This is a genomic window from Xylanibacter sp., assembly GCF_057607445.1.
Window position 1 is genome coordinate 412,789 of the sequence record NZ_DBLZAX010000001.1, and the last position, 21,885, is coordinate 434,673.

General features: G+C 49.6%; 14 protein-coding genes. 7 read left to right on the forward strand and 7 right to left on the reverse strand.

Going from position 1 to position 21,885, the window contains the following annotated elements; all coding sequences use genetic code 11:
* Positions 1-38: 38 nt before the first annotated feature.
* Entirely contained in the window at positions 39-1,388 is a 1,350-nt protein-coding gene (locus ACZMIG_RS01610; protein ID WP_487888914.1) for a DUF1593 domain-containing protein, read from the forward strand.
* 556 nt (positions 1,389-1,944) lie between these two features.
* Here ACZMIG_RS01610 and ACZMIG_RS01615 read toward each other — a convergent pair.
* From ACZMIG_RS01615 to bcp, 6 genes are all read right to left on the reverse strand, one after another.
* Positions 1,945-2,379, reverse strand: coding sequence for a PepSY-like domain-containing protein (locus tag ACZMIG_RS01615; RefSeq protein ID WP_053397515.1), 435 nt, complete (start codon positions 2,377-2,379; stop codon positions 1,945-1,947).
* 428 nt (positions 2,380-2,807) lie between these two features.
* Positions 2,808-3,254, reverse strand: a complete 447-nt coding sequence (locus tag ACZMIG_RS01620) for a PepSY-like domain-containing protein (RefSeq protein ID WP_053397454.1) — start codon at positions 3,252-3,254, stop codon at positions 2,808-2,810.
* 111 nt (positions 3,255-3,365) lie between these two features.
* Positions 3,366-4,646, reverse strand: a complete 1,281-nt coding sequence (locus tag ACZMIG_RS01625) for a sensor histidine kinase (RefSeq protein WP_487888915.1) — start codon at positions 4,644-4,646, stop codon at positions 3,366-3,368.
* Positions 4,643-5,320 carry a response regulator transcription factor gene (locus ACZMIG_RS01630; RefSeq protein ID WP_053397456.1) on the reverse strand — a complete coding sequence of 226 codons (678 nt, stop codon included), beginning with the start codon at positions 5,318-5,320 and terminating at the stop codon, positions 4,643-4,645. Before ACZMIG_RS01630 ends, ACZMIG_RS01625 begins: the two co-directional genes overlap by 4 nt.
* Positions 5,321-5,404: 84 nt before the next feature.
* Positions 5,405-7,465, reverse strand: coding sequence for an acetate--CoA ligase family protein (locus ACZMIG_RS01635; RefSeq protein WP_021853904.1), 2,061 nt, complete (start codon positions 7,463-7,465; stop codon positions 5,405-5,407).
* 85 nt (positions 7,466-7,550) lie between these two features.
* Positions 7,551-8,009: a thioredoxin-dependent thiol peroxidase gene (gene bcp, locus ACZMIG_RS01640; protein WP_053397457.1), complete on the reverse strand. Its 459-nt coding sequence runs from the start codon at positions 8,007-8,009 to the stop codon at positions 7,551-7,553.
* Positions 8,010-8,361: 352 nt separating this feature from the next.
* Between bcp and ACZMIG_RS01645 the strand changes: the two genes are divergently transcribed.
* The 6 genes from ACZMIG_RS01645 (at position 8,362) to ACZMIG_RS01670 (ending at position 21,216) form a co-directional block, all read left to right on the forward strand.
* On the forward strand, positions 8,362-9,168 hold the full coding sequence (locus ACZMIG_RS01645) for an SGNH/GDSL hydrolase family protein (protein ID WP_053397516.1): 807 nt from the start codon (positions 8,362-8,364) through the stop codon (positions 9,166-9,168).
* A 735-nt stretch (positions 9,169-9,903) separates the two neighbouring features.
* Positions 9,904-15,486, forward strand: coding sequence for an alpha-2-macroglobulin family protein (locus tag ACZMIG_RS01650; protein WP_487888916.1), 5,583 nt, complete (start codon positions 9,904-9,906; stop codon positions 15,484-15,486).
* Between the two features lie 18 nt (positions 15,487-15,504).
* Positions 15,505-16,566 carry a DUF1573 domain-containing protein gene (locus tag ACZMIG_RS01655; RefSeq protein ID WP_021853900.1) on the forward strand — a complete coding sequence of 354 codons (1,062 nt, stop codon included), beginning with the start codon at positions 15,505-15,507 and terminating at the stop codon, positions 16,564-16,566.
* A 7-nt stretch (positions 16,567-16,573) separates the two neighbouring features.
* Entirely contained in the window at positions 16,574-17,674 is a 1,101-nt protein-coding gene (meaB, locus tag ACZMIG_RS01660) for a methylmalonyl Co-A mutase-associated GTPase MeaB (protein ID WP_021853899.1), read from the forward strand.
* Positions 17,675-17,996: 322 nt separating this feature from the next.
* Positions 17,997-18,854 (forward strand): 4-hydroxy-3-methylbut-2-enyl diphosphate reductase, encoded by an 858-nt coding sequence (locus ACZMIG_RS01665; RefSeq protein WP_302697826.1) that lies wholly within the window; start codon positions 17,997-17,999, stop codon positions 18,852-18,854.
* 229 nt (positions 18,855-19,083) lie between these two features.
* A complete protein-coding gene (locus tag ACZMIG_RS01670; RefSeq protein WP_418874941.1) occupies positions 19,084-21,216 on the forward strand; it encodes a TonB-dependent receptor in 2,133 nt (710 codons plus the stop codon).
* A 315-nt stretch (positions 21,217-21,531) separates the two neighbouring features.
* Here the strand turns inward: ACZMIG_RS01670 and ACZMIG_RS01675 are convergent, their stop codons facing one another.
* A complete protein-coding gene (locus ACZMIG_RS01675) occupies positions 21,532-21,864 on the reverse strand; it encodes a nitrous oxide-stimulated promoter family protein (protein ID WP_487888917.1) in 333 nt (110 codons plus the stop codon).
* Positions 21,865-21,885 lie beyond the last annotated feature (21 nt).

Here is a 21,885-nt window from a genome sequence, read left to right on the forward strand (position 1 = left end):
AACATATAAAGATTTTTTTATCATCAATTTTATTATCCATGATTAAACGCAATTCCTTATTCAGATTATTATTTGTCCTTTTATCATCTTCATTCATGCTTGCCGCCCCTTCGTGCTTGTTTGCGGAGAAGCACAGGCTAATCGTTACTACCGACATCGGTGGAACCGATCCCGACGACGAGCAGTCTATGGTGCATCTTTTGCTCATGTCTGATGATGTTGACATCGAGGGACTTATATGTAACGTGGCATTTGTGAAGACGCCTCTGGGCTTGCCCGTGCTGAATAAGATTATAGATGCATACGAGAAGGCTTATCCTAATCTTATTGTTCACGATAAGAGTTATCCTTCGGCCGCCAGTCTGCGCTCTGTAGCCGTTGCCGGTCAGGCTGGAGTGGGCATGGCCGACGTAGGTGAGGGACACGACACTCCGGGCTCAGAACTCATAATACGTGCCGTTGACAGCAAAGATCCCCGCCCGGTATGGGTTAACGCATGGGGAGGCATGAACACGGTGGCTCAGGCGTTGTGGAAGGTGAAGCACACAAGGAGTGCGGCAGATGTGGCCAAATTTGTGTCGAAGCTGCGCATCTATGACGTGCTTGGGCAGTGTGATGCCGGAGCATGGATAGCCAGAACCTTTCCCTACATCGTCTATCTTCGCAATACTGCCGTGTATGGCTGGGCGCCGTCAGACAGTTGGGTAGACGACAATGTGCAGAAGTATGGACCTCTCGGCGCTGCTTATCCTGACAGGATGTGGGCCACAGAGGGCGACAGCCCTGCCTTTATGTATCTTGTTGACAACGGGCTGAATGTGCCGTCGGAGCCTGAATACGGCGGCTGGGGCGGACGCTTCGGCACGGAAAAGGTGGCAGGTGTAAGAGGTATGGACTGGGTTGAGAAGAATAATCTTGACGAGAAACAGTATGATCCTTACTATATGTTCACCAATTCGGGCGAGGGCAGTGAGGCCATTGCCCGATGGAAGACAGCCATACTGAACGATTTTGCGGCACGTGTAAAATGGAGTGTGTGTGCTGACTATAATGATGCCAACCATCATCCTGTAGTACGTTTCAGTGACGAGAAGACCGACACCAAGGCTGTGAGATATGTTGACGCTAAGCCTGGCGACCGGCTGCAGTTCGACTTTTCGGGCTCTTATGATCCTGACGGCAACGAGATAAGCTACAGGCTTTATGTCTATGATGACGCTACCGACTGTGGTCAGCGTATTGAAGTGAGCGATGCTGCCACGGCGCGTCCGTCTTTGTCAATACCGGAATCAGTGTCAAAGGCTACGATACACCTTATTCAGGAAGTTACAGACAACGGCAGTCCGGCTCTGACGTCATACCGTAGGATTGTCGTCAGGGTGAAATGAGCAGCATGGTGTCTGGCGTTACTGATGAAGTAAAACTATTTTCTTAAAAAACTCATCACTCATCATATTCGCATATAATGCGCTGACTGTCAATGATTTGAAGCGTGATGAGTTGAGAAATCAACTCATCACACAATAATGTCAGGGCGTAGCGTGACGAGTTGAGAAGTAAACTCGTCACAGTATATCCTGCTGATATTCAGAATGTTACGCAGGAATGTGACGAGTGATGAGTTTTTTAAGAAAATATTTTCTGCCTACAGTGTGCCGATGCATATTCGTATTGCATGCCCTAATGCTGTCTTTTGCATTATGAAAGGTGCCCTTTTGCCGTGTGAAAGACGGCATATTGCAATGCAAAAGGCCGTCTTTTGGAGGGCGAAATGCCGCATATGTCCGGATGAACGGTCAGGAACTATACGGCAAGAGCACGCCTCACATAAAGTCGGGAGGTGTGCTCTTGCATTATTATCGAGATTGTAGATATATCGTTTTCAGTATGTCACGCGTCGGCCATGGTGCCTGTTGCTGTTTGCTTTTATAGAATATAGGTTTATCATTCAATGTCTATGACCTGGAATTTCTTGTTGAACGTTATCTCTATGCGGTTCGACAGGTCTATTTCGTATTCCTTTGCGTCTCTTTCAATCTTAATTATTATGCACCCCGGATAGTTCTTCTTGACATACGAACTTATTTGCGGCGGAACTATGCTTGCCGGCACGGCCGAGCGCTTGCAGCTTATTTCGGTCCAGTTGCCGTTGCTGTCAAACTCTATTTTCTCACCGTTGGTGAAGATAACGGTATATTCTTTTGAGAAGAATCCCGATTCCACTTTCGCCAAGGCCACCTTCTTGTTGCTGAAGTGCCTGCTGAGCAGCTGCTGTGCATTATGCGGCATCTGGCTTACACTGATAGGTTTCTCGTTGCCGGCCGCGGCATTTAGTGTTACGGCCAGGAGCAATGTTATCATCATTGCAGCTTTTTTGATGTAATCTTTCATAATGTATTCTGCGGGTTTTGTTAAGTTACTGTCTGTCATATAGAGATTATCCGACTTGTCCCGGAGGGTTGCCTCTGCCCGTTTGCCACATTGCCGTCTGCTGTTTTGTAGCCTTTCCGTTTTATGTCATATGTCTGTTTGTCCGTTTTGACGCAGGCGTAGCTGGCTACGTCAACGCAAAATGGTCAAACAGACTGCGGCAAATACACAAAGTGTAATATATCAGTCGGCATACGCCTGCGGGCTTGCCCGGCGCAGCCTTATGGCTTACTTGGGGCAAAGCTGGCAGACATGTGCCTTGCGTTGTTGCTGTGGCTCTGTCTGTCAGCTTTTTGCAGTTCTGACGCCTTCTGGCTGCTATAGCGCCGGTTTTGTCATTGCAGGCATCAGATGCTTTATTGTCATGTCAGTTTTATTTAGTCGATGTCTATGACAACGAAGTTCTTGTTGAAGGTTATCTCCATGCCGTTGGCCAGATTAACCTCATATTCGTTGTTGCCCTTTTCAAGCTTCAGCACCTTTACTCCAGGATAGTTGGATTTCAGGTAGCTTGCTATTTTTGCGGGGATGAGCTTTGCCGGTACGGCTGAGAGCTTGCAGTCAATCTCTTTCCAGTTGCCTTTCTTGTCAAACTCCACCTTCTCGCCGCTTGTGAACACCACCTCGTAGTTCTTGTCTAGCAGTCCTGTCTCCTGCTTTGCCATAGCCACCTTTTTGCCTGCGAAGTGACTCTTTATCACCTGCTGCGAAACAGCCGGAAGCTGACTTACTGCTATTGGCTTGTCGTTGTCGGCAACAGCTTTAACCTGGAACGCTATCATGCAAACTAATGCAACTACACATGTCTGGATAATTCTTTTCATAATCTTCTTTTTTTTAGGGTTTGTAATCATTGTTTGTTCTTTTGTTTGATGCAAAGATGAAAGGGGTTTCTGAAAAGAATCTGAAAAAACGGTTCGCAATCAGGTTTTTAACTAATTTTTGCTTTTCCTTATTTCGAACGCATGTTTTCCGTTGCTGAAGCTGTAGGTTATCTCCATGCCGTACTGCGAGCAGATGGCCTTGACGATGGCAAGTCCCAGTCCGGTTGACGATTTCTTGCCGGCTGAATGATAGAAACGTTCAAATATCTTGTCGCTGTCAAGCCGCTCGGGCTGTCCGGTGTTCTCTATTCTTATGTGTGAGCTGTCCGACGTGATGTTTATCTCGCCCCCTTCTATGTTATGCACAAAGGCATTCTTCACGAGGTTGGTCATCAGCACGTTGGCCAGCTGCTCGTCCATGTCTGCCACGGGAGCCTCTTCGCACATATTGCTGACGGTTATCTTCATGCGCGAGTATACCGGTTTCAGGTTGTTTACGGCATGCGCCGTAACCTCCTTAAGGCTTACAGGTCCGTGAGCGGCAAACTGTCCGTTGTCTATCTTGCACAGAAGCAGCAGCGAGCGGTTGGTCTCCGTCAACTCTTTCAGTGTGTGCAGCGTCTTTATTATCTCCGCCATCTGGTTCTCCGTAAGTCCTTCTTCGTCGAGCAGCATTTCGAGCCTGTTGCGGCATACGGCCAGCGGTGTCTGCATCTCGTGCGATGCGTTGGCTATGAAGAGCTTCTGCTGTTCATATTGCTTCTCGTTTCGCTCAATGCTCCTCATCACCGTTTCGTTGAGCTTTCTGAATTCGGTTATCTTAGTGTCGTTCTCCAGCGGCTTTATGTTCTTGCCGAGCTTATACGTGTCGAGCCACCCGAAGAGCCTTTTCAGCGGTTTCATGCTGTGCCTGATGGTCCACAGGTTGACGATTATCATGCCCGTGAGCAGACCGAAATACAGCACCACAAGCCAGATGAATATCGAGTTCTTCAGGTTCTGCTTGTCTATCGTTGGCGTGAACACCGTAAGCTCATGATACTTGTCGTCGTTCGACTTGAAGATATACGTTACGGCCCTTGTCTGTTCAAACTTGTTGTCGTTGGGCACATACGTCTCCATGTCGCGGTATCTTATGTGCGAGTGGCTCTCGGCATACTCGTCCGACACGGTGTGTATATAGTAGTTGTTGCCTGCGCCGTTGTGGGTGTCGGGCAGGGGCACTCCTGCCAGATAGTCGGTTATGAGCGCTTCGGCATAGCTCGTCAGGCTGTCGTCGGTCTTGTTGTTGATTTCTTTTATTATCGCAAAATAGAAGCCTACGGCCCACAGGGCAATGCCTATGGCCTTTAGCACCGACAGTCTGAAGGTTAGGACATTCTGTAGCTTCATACCTTAATGAGCTTATATCCGAAACCGTATATCGTCTTTATCTCGATGTCGGCGCCAGCCGTCTTCAGCTTTTTGCGCAGGTTTTTTATCTGTGCATATATGAAGTCGAAGTTGTCGGCCTGGTCGATGTCGTCGCCCCACACGCCTTCGGCCAGCGTCTGCTTCTCTATCAGGCGGTTTGCCCGGTTGACAAGATAGTGAAGAATCTCATACTCCTTTCGTCCGAGATCGATGTCCTGTCCGTTCACCTCCACCTTAAACGTGTCGGGATGGATGGTCACGTTGCCGAATTTTATGTTGTTCTCGCCGTTCTGTGTGTGGCGTCTCATCACGCTCCTGATGCGTGCGTGCAGCTCAGCGAGATGGAAGGGCTTAGCCAGATAGTCGTCGGCGCCGAGTTCGAGTCCGGCCACCTTGTCGTCGATAGAATCCTTTGCCGATATAATGATGACGTTCTTGCGCTTGCCGCGTTCTGCCAGTTCTCTCATCAGGTTAAGGCCGTTGCCGTCGGGCAGCATAATGTCCAGCAGTATGCAGTCGTATTCATAAATAAACAGCTTGGTGTGAGCCGTAGCGTAGTCGGGGGCTGTCTCCACCACGTAGCGCTCTTTTTCGAGCGAGCGTACAATGATGTCTCTCAGGTCGGCGTTGTCTTCTATTACGAGTATCTTCATTTCCTTTAAATATAAGTTTTATGCCAGGGGCATTTAATGAACGTCGGGCGGCATCTGCCGACGCCGCCCGAAGGTTTGTTATTGTTATTTTTCAATACGTATTCTGGCGTCTACTGCCGTAACGTTGTCTTCGTCGGCCAGCAGCGGATTGATGTCGAGCTCCTTTATTTCGGTTGTAAACCTCAGGAGAGTTGACAGGCGCACGATAATTTCGGCATACTTCTGCTCGTTGAGGCCCTTCTGTCCGCGCGTACCCTTTATTATCTTGTATGCGCGCAGAGAGCGTATCATTGAATAGGCCTCGTCGTAAGACAGAGGAGCAAGTCCGCTTGAAACGTCCTTCAGCACCTCGACAAAGATGCCGCCGAGTCCGCACAATACGATGTGGCCGAAGCGCGGTTCGTATTTGGCTCCGATAAACAGCTCCTTGCCTTTGATCATCTTCTGCACCATGATGGCCTTTGCGCCTTCAATCTTCATCATGCGGTCGAACTCCATTTCGAGATGTTCCGCACTCATTATGTTGAGCGCAACGCCGCCCACGTCGCTCTTGTGTACAGGGCCTACGACCTTTGCCACTACCGGATAGCCTACCTTGTCTGCAAATGCAGTAAGCTCGCCTTTAGAGTCGCTTACCATTTCGGGCACCATAGGGATGCCTGCGCACTCGAATATCTGATGCACCAGTTCGGGGGCGATGTATCCGTCTTCCTTGATGCCTGCAATAATCTCTCTTATCCTCGGGATGTCAACGCCGAAGAGTTCTATCTCGGGTGATGCCGGCTTTGGCGTCTTCATAATCTGTGTGAGGGCTGTTGCGAGCGTAACCTCGTCGCTGAAGTTTACGTGTCCCTTCTTCAGGAACTCTGCCACTTCCGGTCCTGCTGTGTGCAGACAAGGCAGGATGGGGAATATAGGCTTCTTGCACTCCAGAATCTTCTTGTGCAGCACGTCGTAAGCCTCATACAGCTGGACGAGGCCCGGTGTGCCGAATATTACGAATATGGCGTCGATGTCCTTAAACTTGTTTTCGCAGTAGTCGATGGCTATGCCCAGATGCTCGGGTGTTCCGGTTGCAAGGATGTCGATGGGGTTAGCCACTGATGCTCCGGGGAAGAGCAGGCTCTTCAGCTCGTCGGCGTCGGGACCTTCAATCTTCGGAACGTTGAGTCCGCCTTTAGACAGCGCGTCGGTAAGCATCACGCCGGGGCCTCCTGCGTGGGTTACGATGGCAAAGTTGCGGCCTGTGAGCGGCGGAAGTGTGAAGATACAGCCCACGGTTGTGAGTTCCTCTCTTGAGAAGCAGCGCACGATGCCCGCCTTGCGGAACAGTGCCTCTACGGCTGAGTCGCTGCTGGCAATGGCTCCTGTGTGCGATGATGCGGCACGGCTTCCGCTCTCGCTGCTGCCGGCCTTGATGGCTGCTATACGGCATCCCTTGCGTATGAGCGATGAGGCGTGGAAGAGAAGCTTGTCAGGATTGCTCACGTTCTCGATGTAGAGCAGCTTGACGTGTGAGTCTTTCTCCGGGTCGAAGTTCTCGTCCATGTATTGCAGCACGTCCTCTATGCCGATCTGCTTGCCGTTGCCGATGCTCCATACAGAGTTGAACGGCAGGCCCTTTGTTACGGCCGACTCGAGGATAAACACTGCCGTTGCGCCAGAACCGCTGATGAAGTCGACGCCTTTTTCGTGCAGTGTAGGTATTGGTTTGGTGAACACACTGTGATGCCATGAGTTGAGCAGACCGATACAGTTAGGTCCTATGAGTGCTGCTCCGTGGCGTTCGCAGGTGTCGAGTATGTGTTGTTCGAGCTTTGCTCCCTCCTTTGTCTCCTCGCCGAAGCCTGCAGATATTATTATGAAGGCCTTTACGCCTTTGTCTTCAGCCAGGCGGTCTACTGTTTCGGGGCACATGTGCGATGGTATTACGAGAATAGCCAGGTCGGTGGGCGGCAGTTCGCTTATGTCGTGAAATGCCTTCACGCCTTGCACTTCGTCTTCTTTCGGGTTGACAATGCGCAGAACGCCCTTGTAGCCTCCGTTGATAATGTTGCGCACGATGGCGCCTCCGGGTTTGTGAACGTTGTTTGAGCCGCCGATTACGACGATGCTCTCCGGGTGCAGAAGTTGTCGGTTAATCATGAGTTTTATGTTTAGGGTTAATAGGGTTTTGCCGCTTGCGCCCCCTTGCTGTAGCGGGGCGTTGTGGCGGCTGTTATCTTTTATGTTATTTCTGTTCTCCGATAATCTGTTCGGCGTGGTTCTTCACCTTGATCTCCTTTGGCGAGATTATGCGCTCAATCACTCCGTTCTCGTCAATGATAAAGGTGGTGCGGAAGGTGCCCATATAGGTGCGGCCGTACATCTTCTTCTCGCCCCACACGCCAAACTGCTCGACGAGAGTCTTCTCTGTGTCGGCAATGAGGTGGAACGGCAGTTCGTTCTTTGCAATGAACTTAAGATGCTGCTTTCCGTCGTCCACGCTTGCGCCAATCACCTCGTAGCCGAGCTCCTTCAGCTTTGTGTAGTTGTCGCGCAGGTTGCACGCCTCGGTGGTGCATCCCGACGTAAGGTCTTTAGGATAGAAATATAGCACCAGCTTGCGGCCTTTGAAGTCGCTGAGCCTTATCTCGTTGCCGTTTTCGTCGTGCCCGAGTATTTCGGGCGCCTTGTCTCCAATATTCATATCTCGCAGTGTTTAATTGTTTTGCTTTTATTGTGGCGGCTGACGCATCTGCGCTGTTGCCTGTTGCGCTGCAGAACGGCATCATGCCTGTGCGTGCAACCACATTGCAAATATACAATAAGAAAATGAGAAACTGCCTAAAATGAAAGGATAATATTTCTTAATACTTGTCAGTGCTGCTGCCTCAGATGTAGCGTGGCGGAGCTGTCTGTAGCCGTTATATGTGCCGTTTGGCTCTATTTGTCAGGATAAGTCTTGTTGTTACGGATAACTTTTGTTACCTTTACGGCCGATTAACAAACTAATTGAAATGAACAAATTTTTTTTATTGTCTCTTGCTTTTATGGCGTGCATGGCGCCTGAGGCTTCGTGTCAGACTGTATTGAACGACAACACTGCCGTTAAGAGCGGATATGTGCGCCATCCGTGGGCAGGCAAAAGGGTGGGGTATATCGGCGACTCGATTACCGACCCGAAGAACAACAGCAATGATATCAGGCAGAAATACTGGGCATATCTGCAGCAGTGGCTCGGCATAACGCCTTATGTCTACGGCATAAGCGGCCGCCAGTGGGACGACGTTCCGCGTCAGGCAGAGAAGCTCAGCAAGGAACATGGCAATGAGGTTGACGCCGTAGTGGTGTTCATGGGTACCAACGACTTCAACGCCGGAGTGCCCGTCGGCGAGTGGTATGTTGAAACTGAAGACACCGTTACTGCTGCCGTGCATGGCAAGAAACAGGTGTATAAACGCAAAAAACGCACTCCGGTGATGACCGGCGACACCTTTAAGGGCCGCATAAACATAGGCATAAGCAAGCTGAAGACGCTCTTCCCCGACAAGCAGATTGTGCTGCTGACACCCCTGCACAGGGCTTACGCCACATTCGGCGACACCAACATACAGCCCGACGAGAGCTGGCAGAACATCTGCGGAGAGTATTTCGACGCTTATGTTGAGGCTGTAAAGGAAGCCGGAAACGTGTGGGGCGTGCCTGTGATTGACCTCAATTCGGTCAGCGGACTTAACCCAATGGTTGAGGCTCAGCTGCCTTATTTCCACGACAAGGCCACCGACCGCCTGCATCCTTCAACCGAAGGGCAGGAGCGCATGGCGGCAACGCTGATGTATCAGTTGCTTGCTCTTCCTGTCAAATAGCATCTTCTGCTGTGCCGGCATACCGTTGTTGTTATACTGCCAGCAGTAAAATGATAAGTAAAAATATGTTAACGCAAGTGCTTTTGCGTTAACATATTTATCTCACTTTTTGCAATCTTACGGCCGAAATGCCGTTTCCGTATGAAAAACTCGCATTTTTCGATTGTTTTTAGTATGTTGCTGATAATCAGAGGTTTATGTCTGATTGTGATTTAAAAGCTCTTTTTCTGTATCCCGTAAATACTCCTGAAAGGCCATAAATCATTGCTTTTTGCACTTAAAACAACTGTTTTTTGTCATGCAAAAGGCCATGTTTTGTGCTCTAATATGCCGCATTTCGCATCCTGAAAGCATAGCTTTTGCATCCTGTTTACATGTTTCTTGCCTTGCAGAGGCTTCGTTTGCATGATAAAACGGCATATCTGCGCTGACGTTGTTCCTATAATGCCGGCTTCCGGCGTGTTAAAATCTCGCTGCCTAAAACTTCTGTATTGGTAAATAAAGTTAATTTATCAGTGCCCAATGCGTAATCTTCGACAATAATCAGGTTTTAGTTTTTGAAAGTTAAACGGCAAAAAACATTAAATCGTTTTGTCAGCTACGATTAATTAGTTACCTTTGTAGAAATATAGGAAACATCGGCGGCAGACGCCGCAGCAGGGGCACAAAGCATGCATCATGCAGCCCTGCGGACGTTGATGCCGTGTTGTATTAAGAATAAAAACTTTGTTGATTATGAGAAAAACCGCTTTCCTTTTACTTACGGCTTTTATGCTGGTGCCGGCTGCAATGTTTGGCGACAGCTATTCGAAATTATGGAAACAGGTAGACGAGGCAGCCAATAAGGACCTGCCGAAGACACAGATACAACTGCTGCAGGCCATTGCCGACAAGGCTGAGGCCGGCGGCGACTATGGCCATCTGCTTAAGGCAGAGACGTGCATGGCGTCGGTTTGGTATTCTATCTCGCCCGACTCGCTTCCTTCAAAGCTAGCCCGGCTTGAAGACAAGGCCGAAGCATGCAGCAAGTCAGACGGCGCTCTGTCGGCTGTCTATTATGCGGCACTGGGCAAGATATACAGTTCTTACCGCAATTTTAGTCCGTATGCCGCTGTCGGAATAGACAATTCGGCCAAGGCTGCCGAGTTTTTCCGCAAGTCGCTGGCCAACCCTGCGTTGCTCGCATCAAAGAAGGCACTCTGCTATGAGCCGTTTGTCGTAAAGGGACGCGACGGCAAATACTTCAACGACGACCTTCTGAGTCTTATCGGATATACGGCAGAAGACTATGCCACAATGCATTCTTACTATGCAACCACGCAGAACCGCACAGCCACGTTGCTGACGGCCCTGGCTATGGTCAGGCAGAACAATCAGCGCAACGGCGGCATCTATTTCCGCGAATTAAAGAAGTCGCGCTATGCCGTGTCGCTCGATTCGCTCATAAACATATATTTTGACCTCAATGCTTGTGGCGAAGTGGCCGTTGAACGCTATAATTTTATGCAGAACTGCAATGACGTTAACGCCGACGACCTGGTGGCTTACATCAATAACGCCGTTAACCGCTGGGGCGAATGGCCGCGTATGAACGTGCTGCGCAACGAACTTAAAAGGCTGACCAATCCGCAGTTTGTAATCAGTCTAACCAATAATGTGGTGTTGCCTTACAAGCGCAACGTCATAAAAATGAATCTGCGTAATGTCAGTGAGATTAAGGTTAAGGTGGCGCGTCTGGCCGTTGACGGCGACACAGAGCTTAATCCTTCGCAGGATGACGGATATAAGGAACTTCGCAAGAAGATTGTTCCGCTGACAGAGAACGTGCAGACGAAGCGCTATCCCGGTCAGCCTGAATACAAGATAATCAAAGACTCGATCGTGCTTGCCGGCATGCCGGTAGGCGTTTATATGGTTGAAGTTTCTTCAGACAATAAGAATCTTGAGCCGCAGAGACGCCTGCTGTATGTAACAGACATGTTCGTGGTGCATCATCAGCTGCCCGGCAACAAGCTGCGCCTCGCAGCTCTTAGTGCCACAACCGGCCAGCCTATGCCCGGCGCAACCATCGTCGTGCAGACAAACGGCAAGAAGACGCATACCCTTACATGCAATGATAAGGGCGAAACCGTGTTCAGTATGGCCGGCGACGGTATCAGAATGCTGCGCGCTTACACAGAGAGAGACAAGGCGGCGCCTATGCTTGGCACATGGAGCAGCTTCTCTTATTATGCCCAGAAGGGCGACCGCGACGTGCTGAACATCTTCACCGACCGTAAGATTTACCGTCCGGGACAGACTGTTCATGTGGCAGCCGTGACATATAACACTCAGAAAGGCATGGAAAGCAAGGTCGTTGCAGGCAAGTCATTCAAGCTCACTATGAGAGACGCTAACTATAAGGTGGTTAGCGAGGCCACTGTAACTACCGACGAATATGGTACGGCCAGCACCGACTTTGCGCTGCCTTCGGGCGGACTTACGGGCCGCTACACCATACAGGGCGACTTCGGCATCAATGCTTCTGTAAACATTACGGTGGAAGAGTACAAACGTCCTACATTCCAGGTAGAGTTCCCCAAAATCAACCAGAGATATCAGAGCGGCGACACGCTTGTGGTTACGGCTCATGCAAAGACCTATGCCGGCGTGCCGGTTCAGGGCGCAAAGGTCAGCTACACGGTTAAGCGCAGCCAGTCGCTGTGGTGGCGCTATTATGCATCGGCTTACACTAACGGTTCCGGAACCGACGTGCTCGTAAAGGGCGAGGCCGTTACCGATGCTGACGGAGCTTTCAAGATAGAGATGCCTATGGTGCTCCCCGCATGGGCAGATACCGACGGCGGCATTGACGAACGCACGTTCAACAGCATTGCACGCTTCTATACAATAACCGCTGATGCCGAAGTTACCGACCAGGCAGGCGAGACTCGCAGCGGACAGCTGGCGCTGCCTTTGGGCAATAAGCCCGCCGCACTGAGCACCACTTTGCCCGGACGCATACTCCGCGACAGTCTGAAGACAATAAAGTTTGTATACAAGAATATGGCAGGTGTTGACATCGACGACAACGTTAGATATTACATCGACGGCTCGTTCAATGCCTTCAAGGCAAGAACCAACCGCGACGAGAGCATCACATGGAACACGGCGTCGCAGCTAAAGTCGGGCCGCCATAAGCTCGTGGCTATCTGCGGCACAGACACGCTGAAGCAGGATTTCGTCGTGTTCAGCCTCGACGACACGAAGCCTTGTGTTGAAACACACGACTGGTTCTATCTTTCAGACACCAAGTTCCCGTCAGACGGCAGTCCGGTTTATCTGCAGGTAGGCTCGTCTGATGCCGACACACATATCCTTTACACCGTCATTTCAGGCGATAAGGTAATTGCCGACGGCGCAACAGACCTTAGCAACCAGCTGTCAACACGCACTCTGACATATAAGGAAGAGTATGGCGACGGCCTGAAGATAAACCTCGTATGGGTGAAGGACGGCAAGGACTATAATCACAGTGTGTATATCACACGTCCTGTTCCCGACAGACGACTGATGCTGAAGTGGACCACTTTCCGCGACAGACTTACTCCGGGACAGAGCGAAGAGTGGACGCTCAACATAACAAGACCCGACGGCACTGCTGCCAAGGCACAGCTCATGGCTACGCTTTATGACAGCTCGCTCAACCAGATAACTCCGTTCAGCTGGTGGTTCTACAATGACATGACCATCAGTGAGCCTTACACTCAGTGGCGTTCTGTATATCAGAATGGTCTGCACTTCTCAAGTGCGGCCGACATCAAGCTGCTCGATGTGGACGACTTCGATATGAACAGGTTTGACATTGATAATTTCTTCGTGTCGAATATAATGTTGAGAGGCTATGGGGTTAATGGCGGTCTGAGACTAAGTCTTGCCGGAAGCGCAGTTAAGAAGCAGGCTGTGGCTTCCGATTCAGCCATGTCGGCCGGCGAGAGCGAATCTGCTTCGGTTAAGAGCAAGGAAGAGCTTGCAGAGCCTCCTGTAACAGCCGACAACGGTTCTGCTCAGGGCCGTTCTGCAGACAACGTTCAGTTGCGCGAGAACCTTAACGAGACGGCGTTCTTCTATCCCGCACTTCAGTCAGACGACAAAGGCAACGTGAGCGTTAAGTTTACTCTGCCCGAAAGCATAACAACATGGAAGTTTATGGGACTTGCTCACGACAAGGACGTAAACTTCGGACTTATCGAGAGCGAAACCGTTGCGCGCAAGACCGTTATGGTGCAGCCCAACATGCCGCGCTTTGTACGTGTAGGCGACCGTGCTTCGATAGCAGCAAGAATATTCAACACTTCAGAGAAGAGTGCAGAGGGTACGGCTGTTATGCAGCTCGTAGATCCTGAGACAGACAAAACGGTGTTTGAGCAGAAAAAATCGTTCAAGGTTGCTGCCGGACAGACAACAGCCGTATCGTTCGAATATTGCCCTGACGCCAACAGTTCAATGCTTGTGTGCAAGATATTTGCAAACGGACGCAACTTTAGCGACGGCGAGCAGCACTATCTTCCGGTACTGGCAGACGAGGAACTTGTAACCAATACGGTGCCGTTCACACAGACGCAGCCCGGCCAGAAGACGATAGACCTTGGCAACCTGTTCGCTAAGGGCGGCAGAAACAACAAGCTGACGGTTGAATACACCAACAATCCTGCATGGCTCGTGCTTCAGGCTTTGCCTTACATAGGCACCGCCAGCGACAACAACGCCATAAGTCTTGCCACGGCATATTATGCCAACAGCATAAGCAACTACATCCTGAAGAACGCTCCGCAGGCTAAGACAACGTTCGAACAGTGGAAGCGTGAGGCAGAACAGACAAGTCTGTTGAGCAGTCTGGAGAAGAATCAGGAACTTAAGGACATTGTGCTCAACGAGACGCCTTGGGTGGCAGATGCCGACAATGAGGCTGAGCAGAAACGTCTCCTTGCCAACTATTTCGACAGCTCTTCGCTCAACAACAACATTAGCTTGATGCTCGGCAAACTGCAAAAGCTGCAGAATCAGGCCGACGGCTCTTGGTCGTGGTGGCAGGGAATGCCTTACGGCTCGCCGTCGTTGACGGCAAGCATTGCTGAGCTGCTTACCCGTCTGAACACAATGATAGGCGTTCAGAACGAGACAAAAGGCATGCTCGACAAGGCAATGACTTATCTCGGACGCGTCGTTGTGGATGAAGTTGAGAAGATAAAGGAGGCCGAAAAGAAAGGCAACGCATACGGAATACGCGACTACTCGGCACTGCAGTATCTGTATATCTGCGCCCTTGGCGACAGACAACTTACGTCGGCAGAACGTTCTGCGGCAGACTATCTGCTCGGATATCTTAAGACAAAGAACACTTCACTTAACCTTTACGGCAAGGCTCTCATGGCTGTTGTATTGTCAAAGAACGGCGAGAGCAAGCTCGCAGGTGAATACCTGAAGAGTCTTGAGGAATATTCGGTTAAGACAGAAACTATGGGCCGCTACTACGACTCGCCGCGCGCAGGCTACAACTGGTTTGATTACCGCATACCTACACAGGTTGCAGTAATAGAGGCGATGAAGCTTGTTGACGCCAGTGGCTATTCGGCAGAAATCGACGAGATGAGACAATGGCTGCTGCAGCAGAAGAGAGTGCAGGGCTGGAACACACCGGTCAACAGCGCAAATGCCGTTTATGCTTTCTTAAGCGATAACATGTCGGTGCTGAACAAGGGCGAGAAGGCAGAGATAACGCTCGACGGCAAGAAGCTCGACATGTCGCCTGCCACCGCAGGTCTGGGTTACGTCAAGTCGGCAACAAGCGTTGCCAACCCCGGCAAGCTGACCGTAAACAAGACATCTGAAGGCACATCATGGGGCGCCGTTTATGCCCAGTCAGTATGCAAGGTTTCTGATATAGATGCCGCTTCATCGGGCTTCAAGGTTACAAGAGAAATACTTTCTGCCGACGGCACTACGCCCGCAAGTCTGAAAGTAGGCTCACGCATCAAGGTGCGCATAACCATAGTAGCTGACCGCGATTACGACTTTGTTCAGGTGAGCGACAAGCGTGCCGCCTGCATGGAGCCGCTCAGACAGCTCAGCGGATACGCCGGCGGATATTACTGCACGCCGAAAGACAATGTTACGAACTATTATTTCGACCGTTTCAGCAAGGGAACGCACGTTATAGAGACAGAATATTATGTTGACCGTGAAGGCACTTACGAGACAGGTACATGCACCGTGCAGTGTGCTTACTCGCCTGAATATTCAGGACGCGCAGTGTCTAAGGTTATTGTTATTGAATGATTGAAAGAGAATTGAATTATGAAAAGAAAAATAATACTGACAGCCCTGGTTGCCGCCTTTGCCTTCGACATGGCGGCACAGCGCATATCTGCCAAGCACGAGGTTATCGACTGCGGAAGCGTTCTTTATGAACAGCCCGTCACGGCGAAGTTTGAGTTGCGCAACAAGGGCAACGAACTGATAATCGACACAGTTAGGACGAGTTGCGGATGTGCCATTGCGAGCTATCCGCGCGGCAGCATCATGAAGGGCGACAACTTTACGGTTGAGGTTACTTATGATGCACGTCAGCTCGGACATTTTGAAAAGGAAGTGGCCGTTTACAGCAATGCTTCCGACAAGCCCTTCTATCTGAAGATGAAGGGAGTGGTGGTTGACAAGCTTATCGACTTCACCGGAAAGTATGACTACACTATCGGCAGCGTGAGGACAGACAACAACAACATCGAGTTTGATGATGTCAACGTGGGCGACATGCCTATACAGAAGATACACATCATCAACAGCGGATCTGAGAGCGTCAGTCCGGTTGTGATGCACCTGCCTGATTACCTTACGGCGTCAGTGTCGCCTACAACCATTGCTCCTGGACACACCGGCGTGGCAACGATAACGCTCAACTCGCTGAAGCTGCGTGATTACGGACTTACGCAGTCGTCGGTATATCTCGGAATGTATCCCGGCGACAAGGTCAGCGCCGACAAGGAAATATCTGTTTCGGCCGTTCTGCTCCCCGGATTCAGAAACATGTCGGAGACACAGAAGCACAATGCGCCGGTGATAAAGCTGTCGTCAGAGACTCTCGACCTCGGCACGTTCGGCGACAAGGACGACAAGAGCGGAACGATAATCATTGAAAATAACGGAAAGAGCAGGCTCGACATACGTTCAATGCAGATGTTCACAACAGGTCTGAAGGTGAAGCTGAACAAGTCGAAGCTGCGTCCGGGCGAATCGGCAAAACTGAAGATCACGGCTTACAAGAAGCAGTTGAAGAGCGCAAGGAGCAAGCCGCGTGTGCTGATGATAACCAACGACCCGGCAAAACCAAAGGTTGTTATACATGTAAAAGTGAAATAATATTGTTATGGAACATCCAGAAAACAGCAGTGAGTATAAGGGGCTTACGGTTAATTCCGGAGTAGAGCAGCCTTCAACAGTGAATCCATATCTTAACCGCGCACGCTACAGGCGCCGTGAGTATACAGTGGGCGAGATGGTGGAAGGCATCCTTAAAGGCAACGTTACGGTGCTAAGCCAGGCCGTTACGCTGATAGAGAGTGTTAATCCCGACCACCAGCAGAAGGCTCAGGAGGTTATCGAGAAGTGCCTGCCCTACAGCGGCAAGTCGCTGCGCATAGGCATCAGCGGTGTGCCGGGTGCCGGAAAGAGTACCTCTATCGACCAGTTTGGCGTGCATGTGCTCGACCGTTTTGGCGGCAAGCTGGCCGTCCTGGCCATCGACCCCAGTTCTGAACGCTCCAAGGGAAGTATTCTTGGCGACAAGACCCGTATGGAAAAACTCTCTTTGCGTGAAGAAGCCTTCATACGTCCCAGTCCTACGGCAGGCTCGCTGGGAGGCGTGGCGCGCAAGACCCGCGAGACTATCATACTGTGTGAGGCAGCCGGATACGACAAGATATTTGTCGAGACGGTGGGCGTAGGGCAGAGCGAGACGGCATGTCACTCTATGGTTGACTTCTTCCTGCTCATTCAGCTGGCCGGCACGGGCGACGAGCTTCAGGGTATAAAGCGAGGCATCATGGAGATAGCCGACGGCATAGTTATCAACAAGTGCGACGGTAACAATGTGGATAAGTGCCACATTGCCGCCACCAACTTCCGCAACGCCCTGCATTTCTTCCCGCCATCAGACAGCGGCTGGCAGCCCAAGGTGCTCTGCTACAGCGGCTTCTACGGCACAGGCGTAAAGGAAGTGTGGGATATGGTTTATCAGTATGTCGACTTTGTTAAGCACAACGGCTACTTCAACTACCGCCGTAACGAGCAGAGCAAATATTGGATGTATGAAACCATAAATGAGCATCTGCGCGGCAGCTTCTATAACAATCCGCTCATACAGCAGAAACTGAAGGCGTCAGAAGACTCGGTGCTGGCCGGAACAAAGACGAGCTTCGTGGCAGCAAAAGAACTGCTCGACACATATTTCGGCACAGAAAGACCGTAAGGCTTATGCCGCGACAGGCAAATATAGAGCTATAGGAATATATTATTACGGTCAGAATGCCTGTTTGTTTTTATTCATGACCGGCTCAGTCCGGTCATGAATTATCCCAAATCGTTATTATGATTAGGCTCTGATTTTTGCTTTATATTGAGTTGATTTACATTAATTGTTTTGCTGGTATAGCTGACTATTCAAGAAAAATTTAACGGAAATCTGCTGATAGAAACAAAAAGACAGGCTGAAAGTATGAATGCACAAGACAGATAATACTATGTGCGCTCTAATGACGGTTTGGGATTGTTTTATAAGAAACATCAAGAAGATGGTACAGATAGAAATCGATGACGGCAGCGGATTCTGCTTCGGGGTTACCACTGCCATAAGAAAGGCCGAAGAAGAGCTTGCGGCCGGAAAGACATTATACTGCCTGGGCGACATAGTGCACAACGGAATGGAGTGTGAACGCCTGCGCAGCATGGGACTTATAACCATTAACCACGACGAGCTGAAGGCTCTTCACGACGTGAAGGTGCTGCTGCGTGCCCACGGCGAACCGCCCGAGACTTACGAGGTGGCACGCCGCAACAACATAGAGATAATAGACGCCACATGCCCAGTGGTGCTGCAGCTGCAGCGGCGCATCAAGCGCGAATACGACTCTAATCCGGATGCGCAGATCGTAATATTCGGCAAGCCGGGCCATGCCGAGGTGCTCGGACTTGTAGGACAGACCAACAGCAAGGCCATCGTCATAGCCGGAATAGACGATGCAAAGGCGCTCGACTTCAACCGCGACATATATCTATATTCGCAGACAACGAAGTCGCTAGACGAGTTTCACCGCATAATCGACTATATCCAGGAGCACATCTCGCCTGAAGCCACATTCAGGAGCTTCGACACGATATGCCGTCAGGTGGCCAACCGCATGCCAAACATCAGTTCGTTTGCCAAGCGCCACGACCTCATTCTCTTTGTCTGCGGCCGCAAGAGCAGCAACGGCAAGGTGCTCTTCAACGAGTGCAGGAGCGTCAATCCCAACAGTCATCTTATTGAAGGCCCCGACGAGATTAAGCGCGAATGGATCGAAGGCATCGACACGATAGGCATTTGCGGAGCTACGAGTACGCCCAAATGGCTAATGGAGAGGTGTCGCGACAGAATAATTAACGGCATTTAGCTGTGCCGGTAAAAACGGAAATGCCCGGCAGTCGCCATTCTGTTTATCATAATGGCGGCTGAAACAGAATATATTTTTGTTAAAAACTCATCACTCGTCACATTCTGTTTCAATACGTTGAATGTCAGAATGTTACAATGTGATGAGTTGATGCTGCAACTCATCACATTCTGCTTTCATCCAGGTTGAGCAGGTTTAATGGAAATAAAAACAATATATGAATATAAATATGAAAGATTTTGTAAAAAATGATATCGCATATTTACCGGGAGCATTTTTGTCATTATGGCTAGTATGCACATTTCCTGTAAAAATGACGGCTCAAACTTCAGACAGCATACGCACAAAAGAAATTGACGAAGTGGTGGTCAAGGCCAAGATGCAGCACACCAATGCCATGTCGTCAACATACATTCCGACGATGAAGCAGAGACAGTCAGCGCAAAATGCGATAGACCTTCTACAACAGCTCGCACTGCCTCAGATCAACATTAATCTGATGGACAATGCCGTAACTACCACAAGCGGGCAGAGTGTGGCTATATATATCAACTATATTCCGGCGTCGGCCGAAGAGATGGAAGGCATCTTGACTTCAGATGTACGCAGAGTTGAATATCTTGACTTTCCCGCAGATCCGCGTTTTCAGGGAAGTGAGCATGTCGTTAATTTCATAGTACAGAAATATGAATACGGAGGTTATACCAAGGCCACTCTGAATGAAAATTTCCTTACCGGCAGGCTTTCAAACCGGGCTTCGGTATATTCAAAGTTTGTGTATAAACGCATGACATACGATTTATATGCCGGTACCTCCAACCACGACATTAATCATTACGGCAATTCTGTTGAGGGTATTTACAGTATTGAGGATGAAAATGGTCAGGCTTTTCAGACAACAAGAAACGAGGCGTTGGACTATTCACGTTTCAAGTATAACCAGTATCCTGTTTCTTTCCGTGCTGTTTACGATACCGACAAAATGCAGATAGCCAACACCATAGGTTTTAATTTAGACCAGTCGGCGATGGCCCGGACCGGCGGAACATTGTCGTTTGTTCCTCAAAATAATGCAGACTATTCTTATTTGAAGAACGAACCCTACGTGAGCCGTTATTTCGTATGGTCGGGAAATTATTATTTTATCCTGCCACACAGCTTTCATGTCAGCGTGTCTCCCGGCATAAATTACGGCCATACCAATTATTCATACAACTATCAGACCTCGTTGCCGGGCAGTGAGGCCATAGCGAACAATTCAAAAGAAGACGTATGGCAGTTTCGCGGCAGTGCAACGCTTTTCAAGAAATTTACCGACAGCCATACGGCTTTCTTCCGCGCCTGGTTTGGCTCCACGTCCAATCAGGTAAGCTATTTCGGCACATCTCCTTATGACAATGATTTTTCTGATACCTATTCAGGTGCCGCCCTCGGCTATAAGTTTCTGAATAAGGTGTGGAATATAAGTGCCGACGCTGCCTTTCAGTGGGAAAGGAATAAAATAAACGACCTTTCGGTTGCTGAAATTTATCCGTTGATCAATCTGTCAGTAGGCTTCTCTCCCTCGCGTAAACACTCGTTCCGCACATATTTTCATTTCGGTGCAAACTATCCGGGCGCAAGTGAAAAGACACCTAATGTGCTTCAGCAAAACGAGCTGATGTATTATACCGGAAATCCCAATCTCGGACTTTCTAGGCAGGTTACATTCAATCTGTCGTACAACTGGATGCCGGTCAATGCTTTTTCGGCTTCGGCGTTTGTGCAGTATTTCGGCGAGTTCAATCTTTATGTACCTGTTTATAAGCCATATAACGGCGGCACAGCTCTGCTGAGAACCTTTGAGACAGATTGCGACTATAACCGTACACAGATAGGCATGTCGTTTAATTATAAACTGCTTAACGGCAACCTTCAGTTGGCTGCCTCTCCTTCTGTGTCGTTATATCGCATGTCAGGACTATTCGACATCAGGCGTTCGCCGTTTTATTGCAGTGCCTCTGCAACATATTATCTTGGCAACTTCTATTTTCAGGCATCTTATCAGACAAAGAACCTCACTGTGCAGGGAAACCGGGGCGTGATATACGAAGACCGTGATTTTTATCAAATGCTTGCCGGATGGAGCCGTTCGGGTTGGAATATACGTGTCAGTGCGATGAATATGTTTCGTAATGACTGGCTGTGCTCAACCAGCAAACTGATGACTCCTCTCTATTCAGAGACGCAGTTCGTTAATGGCAACAATTTTCACCGGCGTCTAAACCTGTCTGTTACATATACGTTTGGATATGGCAAGAAGGTAAACCGTGGAAATGAGGTGGGCGAGCAATATGGAGCAGCATCCGCTATCATGAAATAGCGTGCAGACATATTAATGATGGCTTTGTACGTAGGTAAGTTTGCACGCATATATGCTAAAAACATAAATTTTACGTGAGTTTTCAGCCGTGTGATGAGTTTAAAATACAACTCGTCACACTCTAACGTGTTGTATTTCAGAAAGTTAAAGCCTGATGTGACGAGTGATGAGTTTCTGATAAAATTATTTTTAGTTTGATCTTTCGCAATATCCTTTTGCAAAAGGTATCCTTTTATGCTGCAAAAGGACACATATTGCATTGTAAAAGATGCCCTTTTGCACCGCAATATGTGGCATATTATATTTATGTATAAGTTACTTGCCCTTACGCTTCATCTTCAGCGCAATCTCCCTTGCCATGTGCTTTATGGCGTCTGCCGGATAATATAAGAGCATGCGCGGTCCGGCATAGCGCATCACTTGGCGTATCTGCTCGCGCTTTTCGGGCTTGTAGCAGTGCACCTTGCACAGGCGGCATGTCGGCTTGTTGTCCTGAAACGGACAACGGGCAAGGCGCGACGAGGCATATTTAAGCAGTTCGCGGCATTGAGGACACAGCTCCCTGTTGCCCTCCTTATGGCGGCAATACAGGCGTATCATCAGTTCCACGGTGTGCAGCTCGTGGGCTGTTCGAGGGGTGAGTGGCATTGTTGGGGGATGGGGATTATG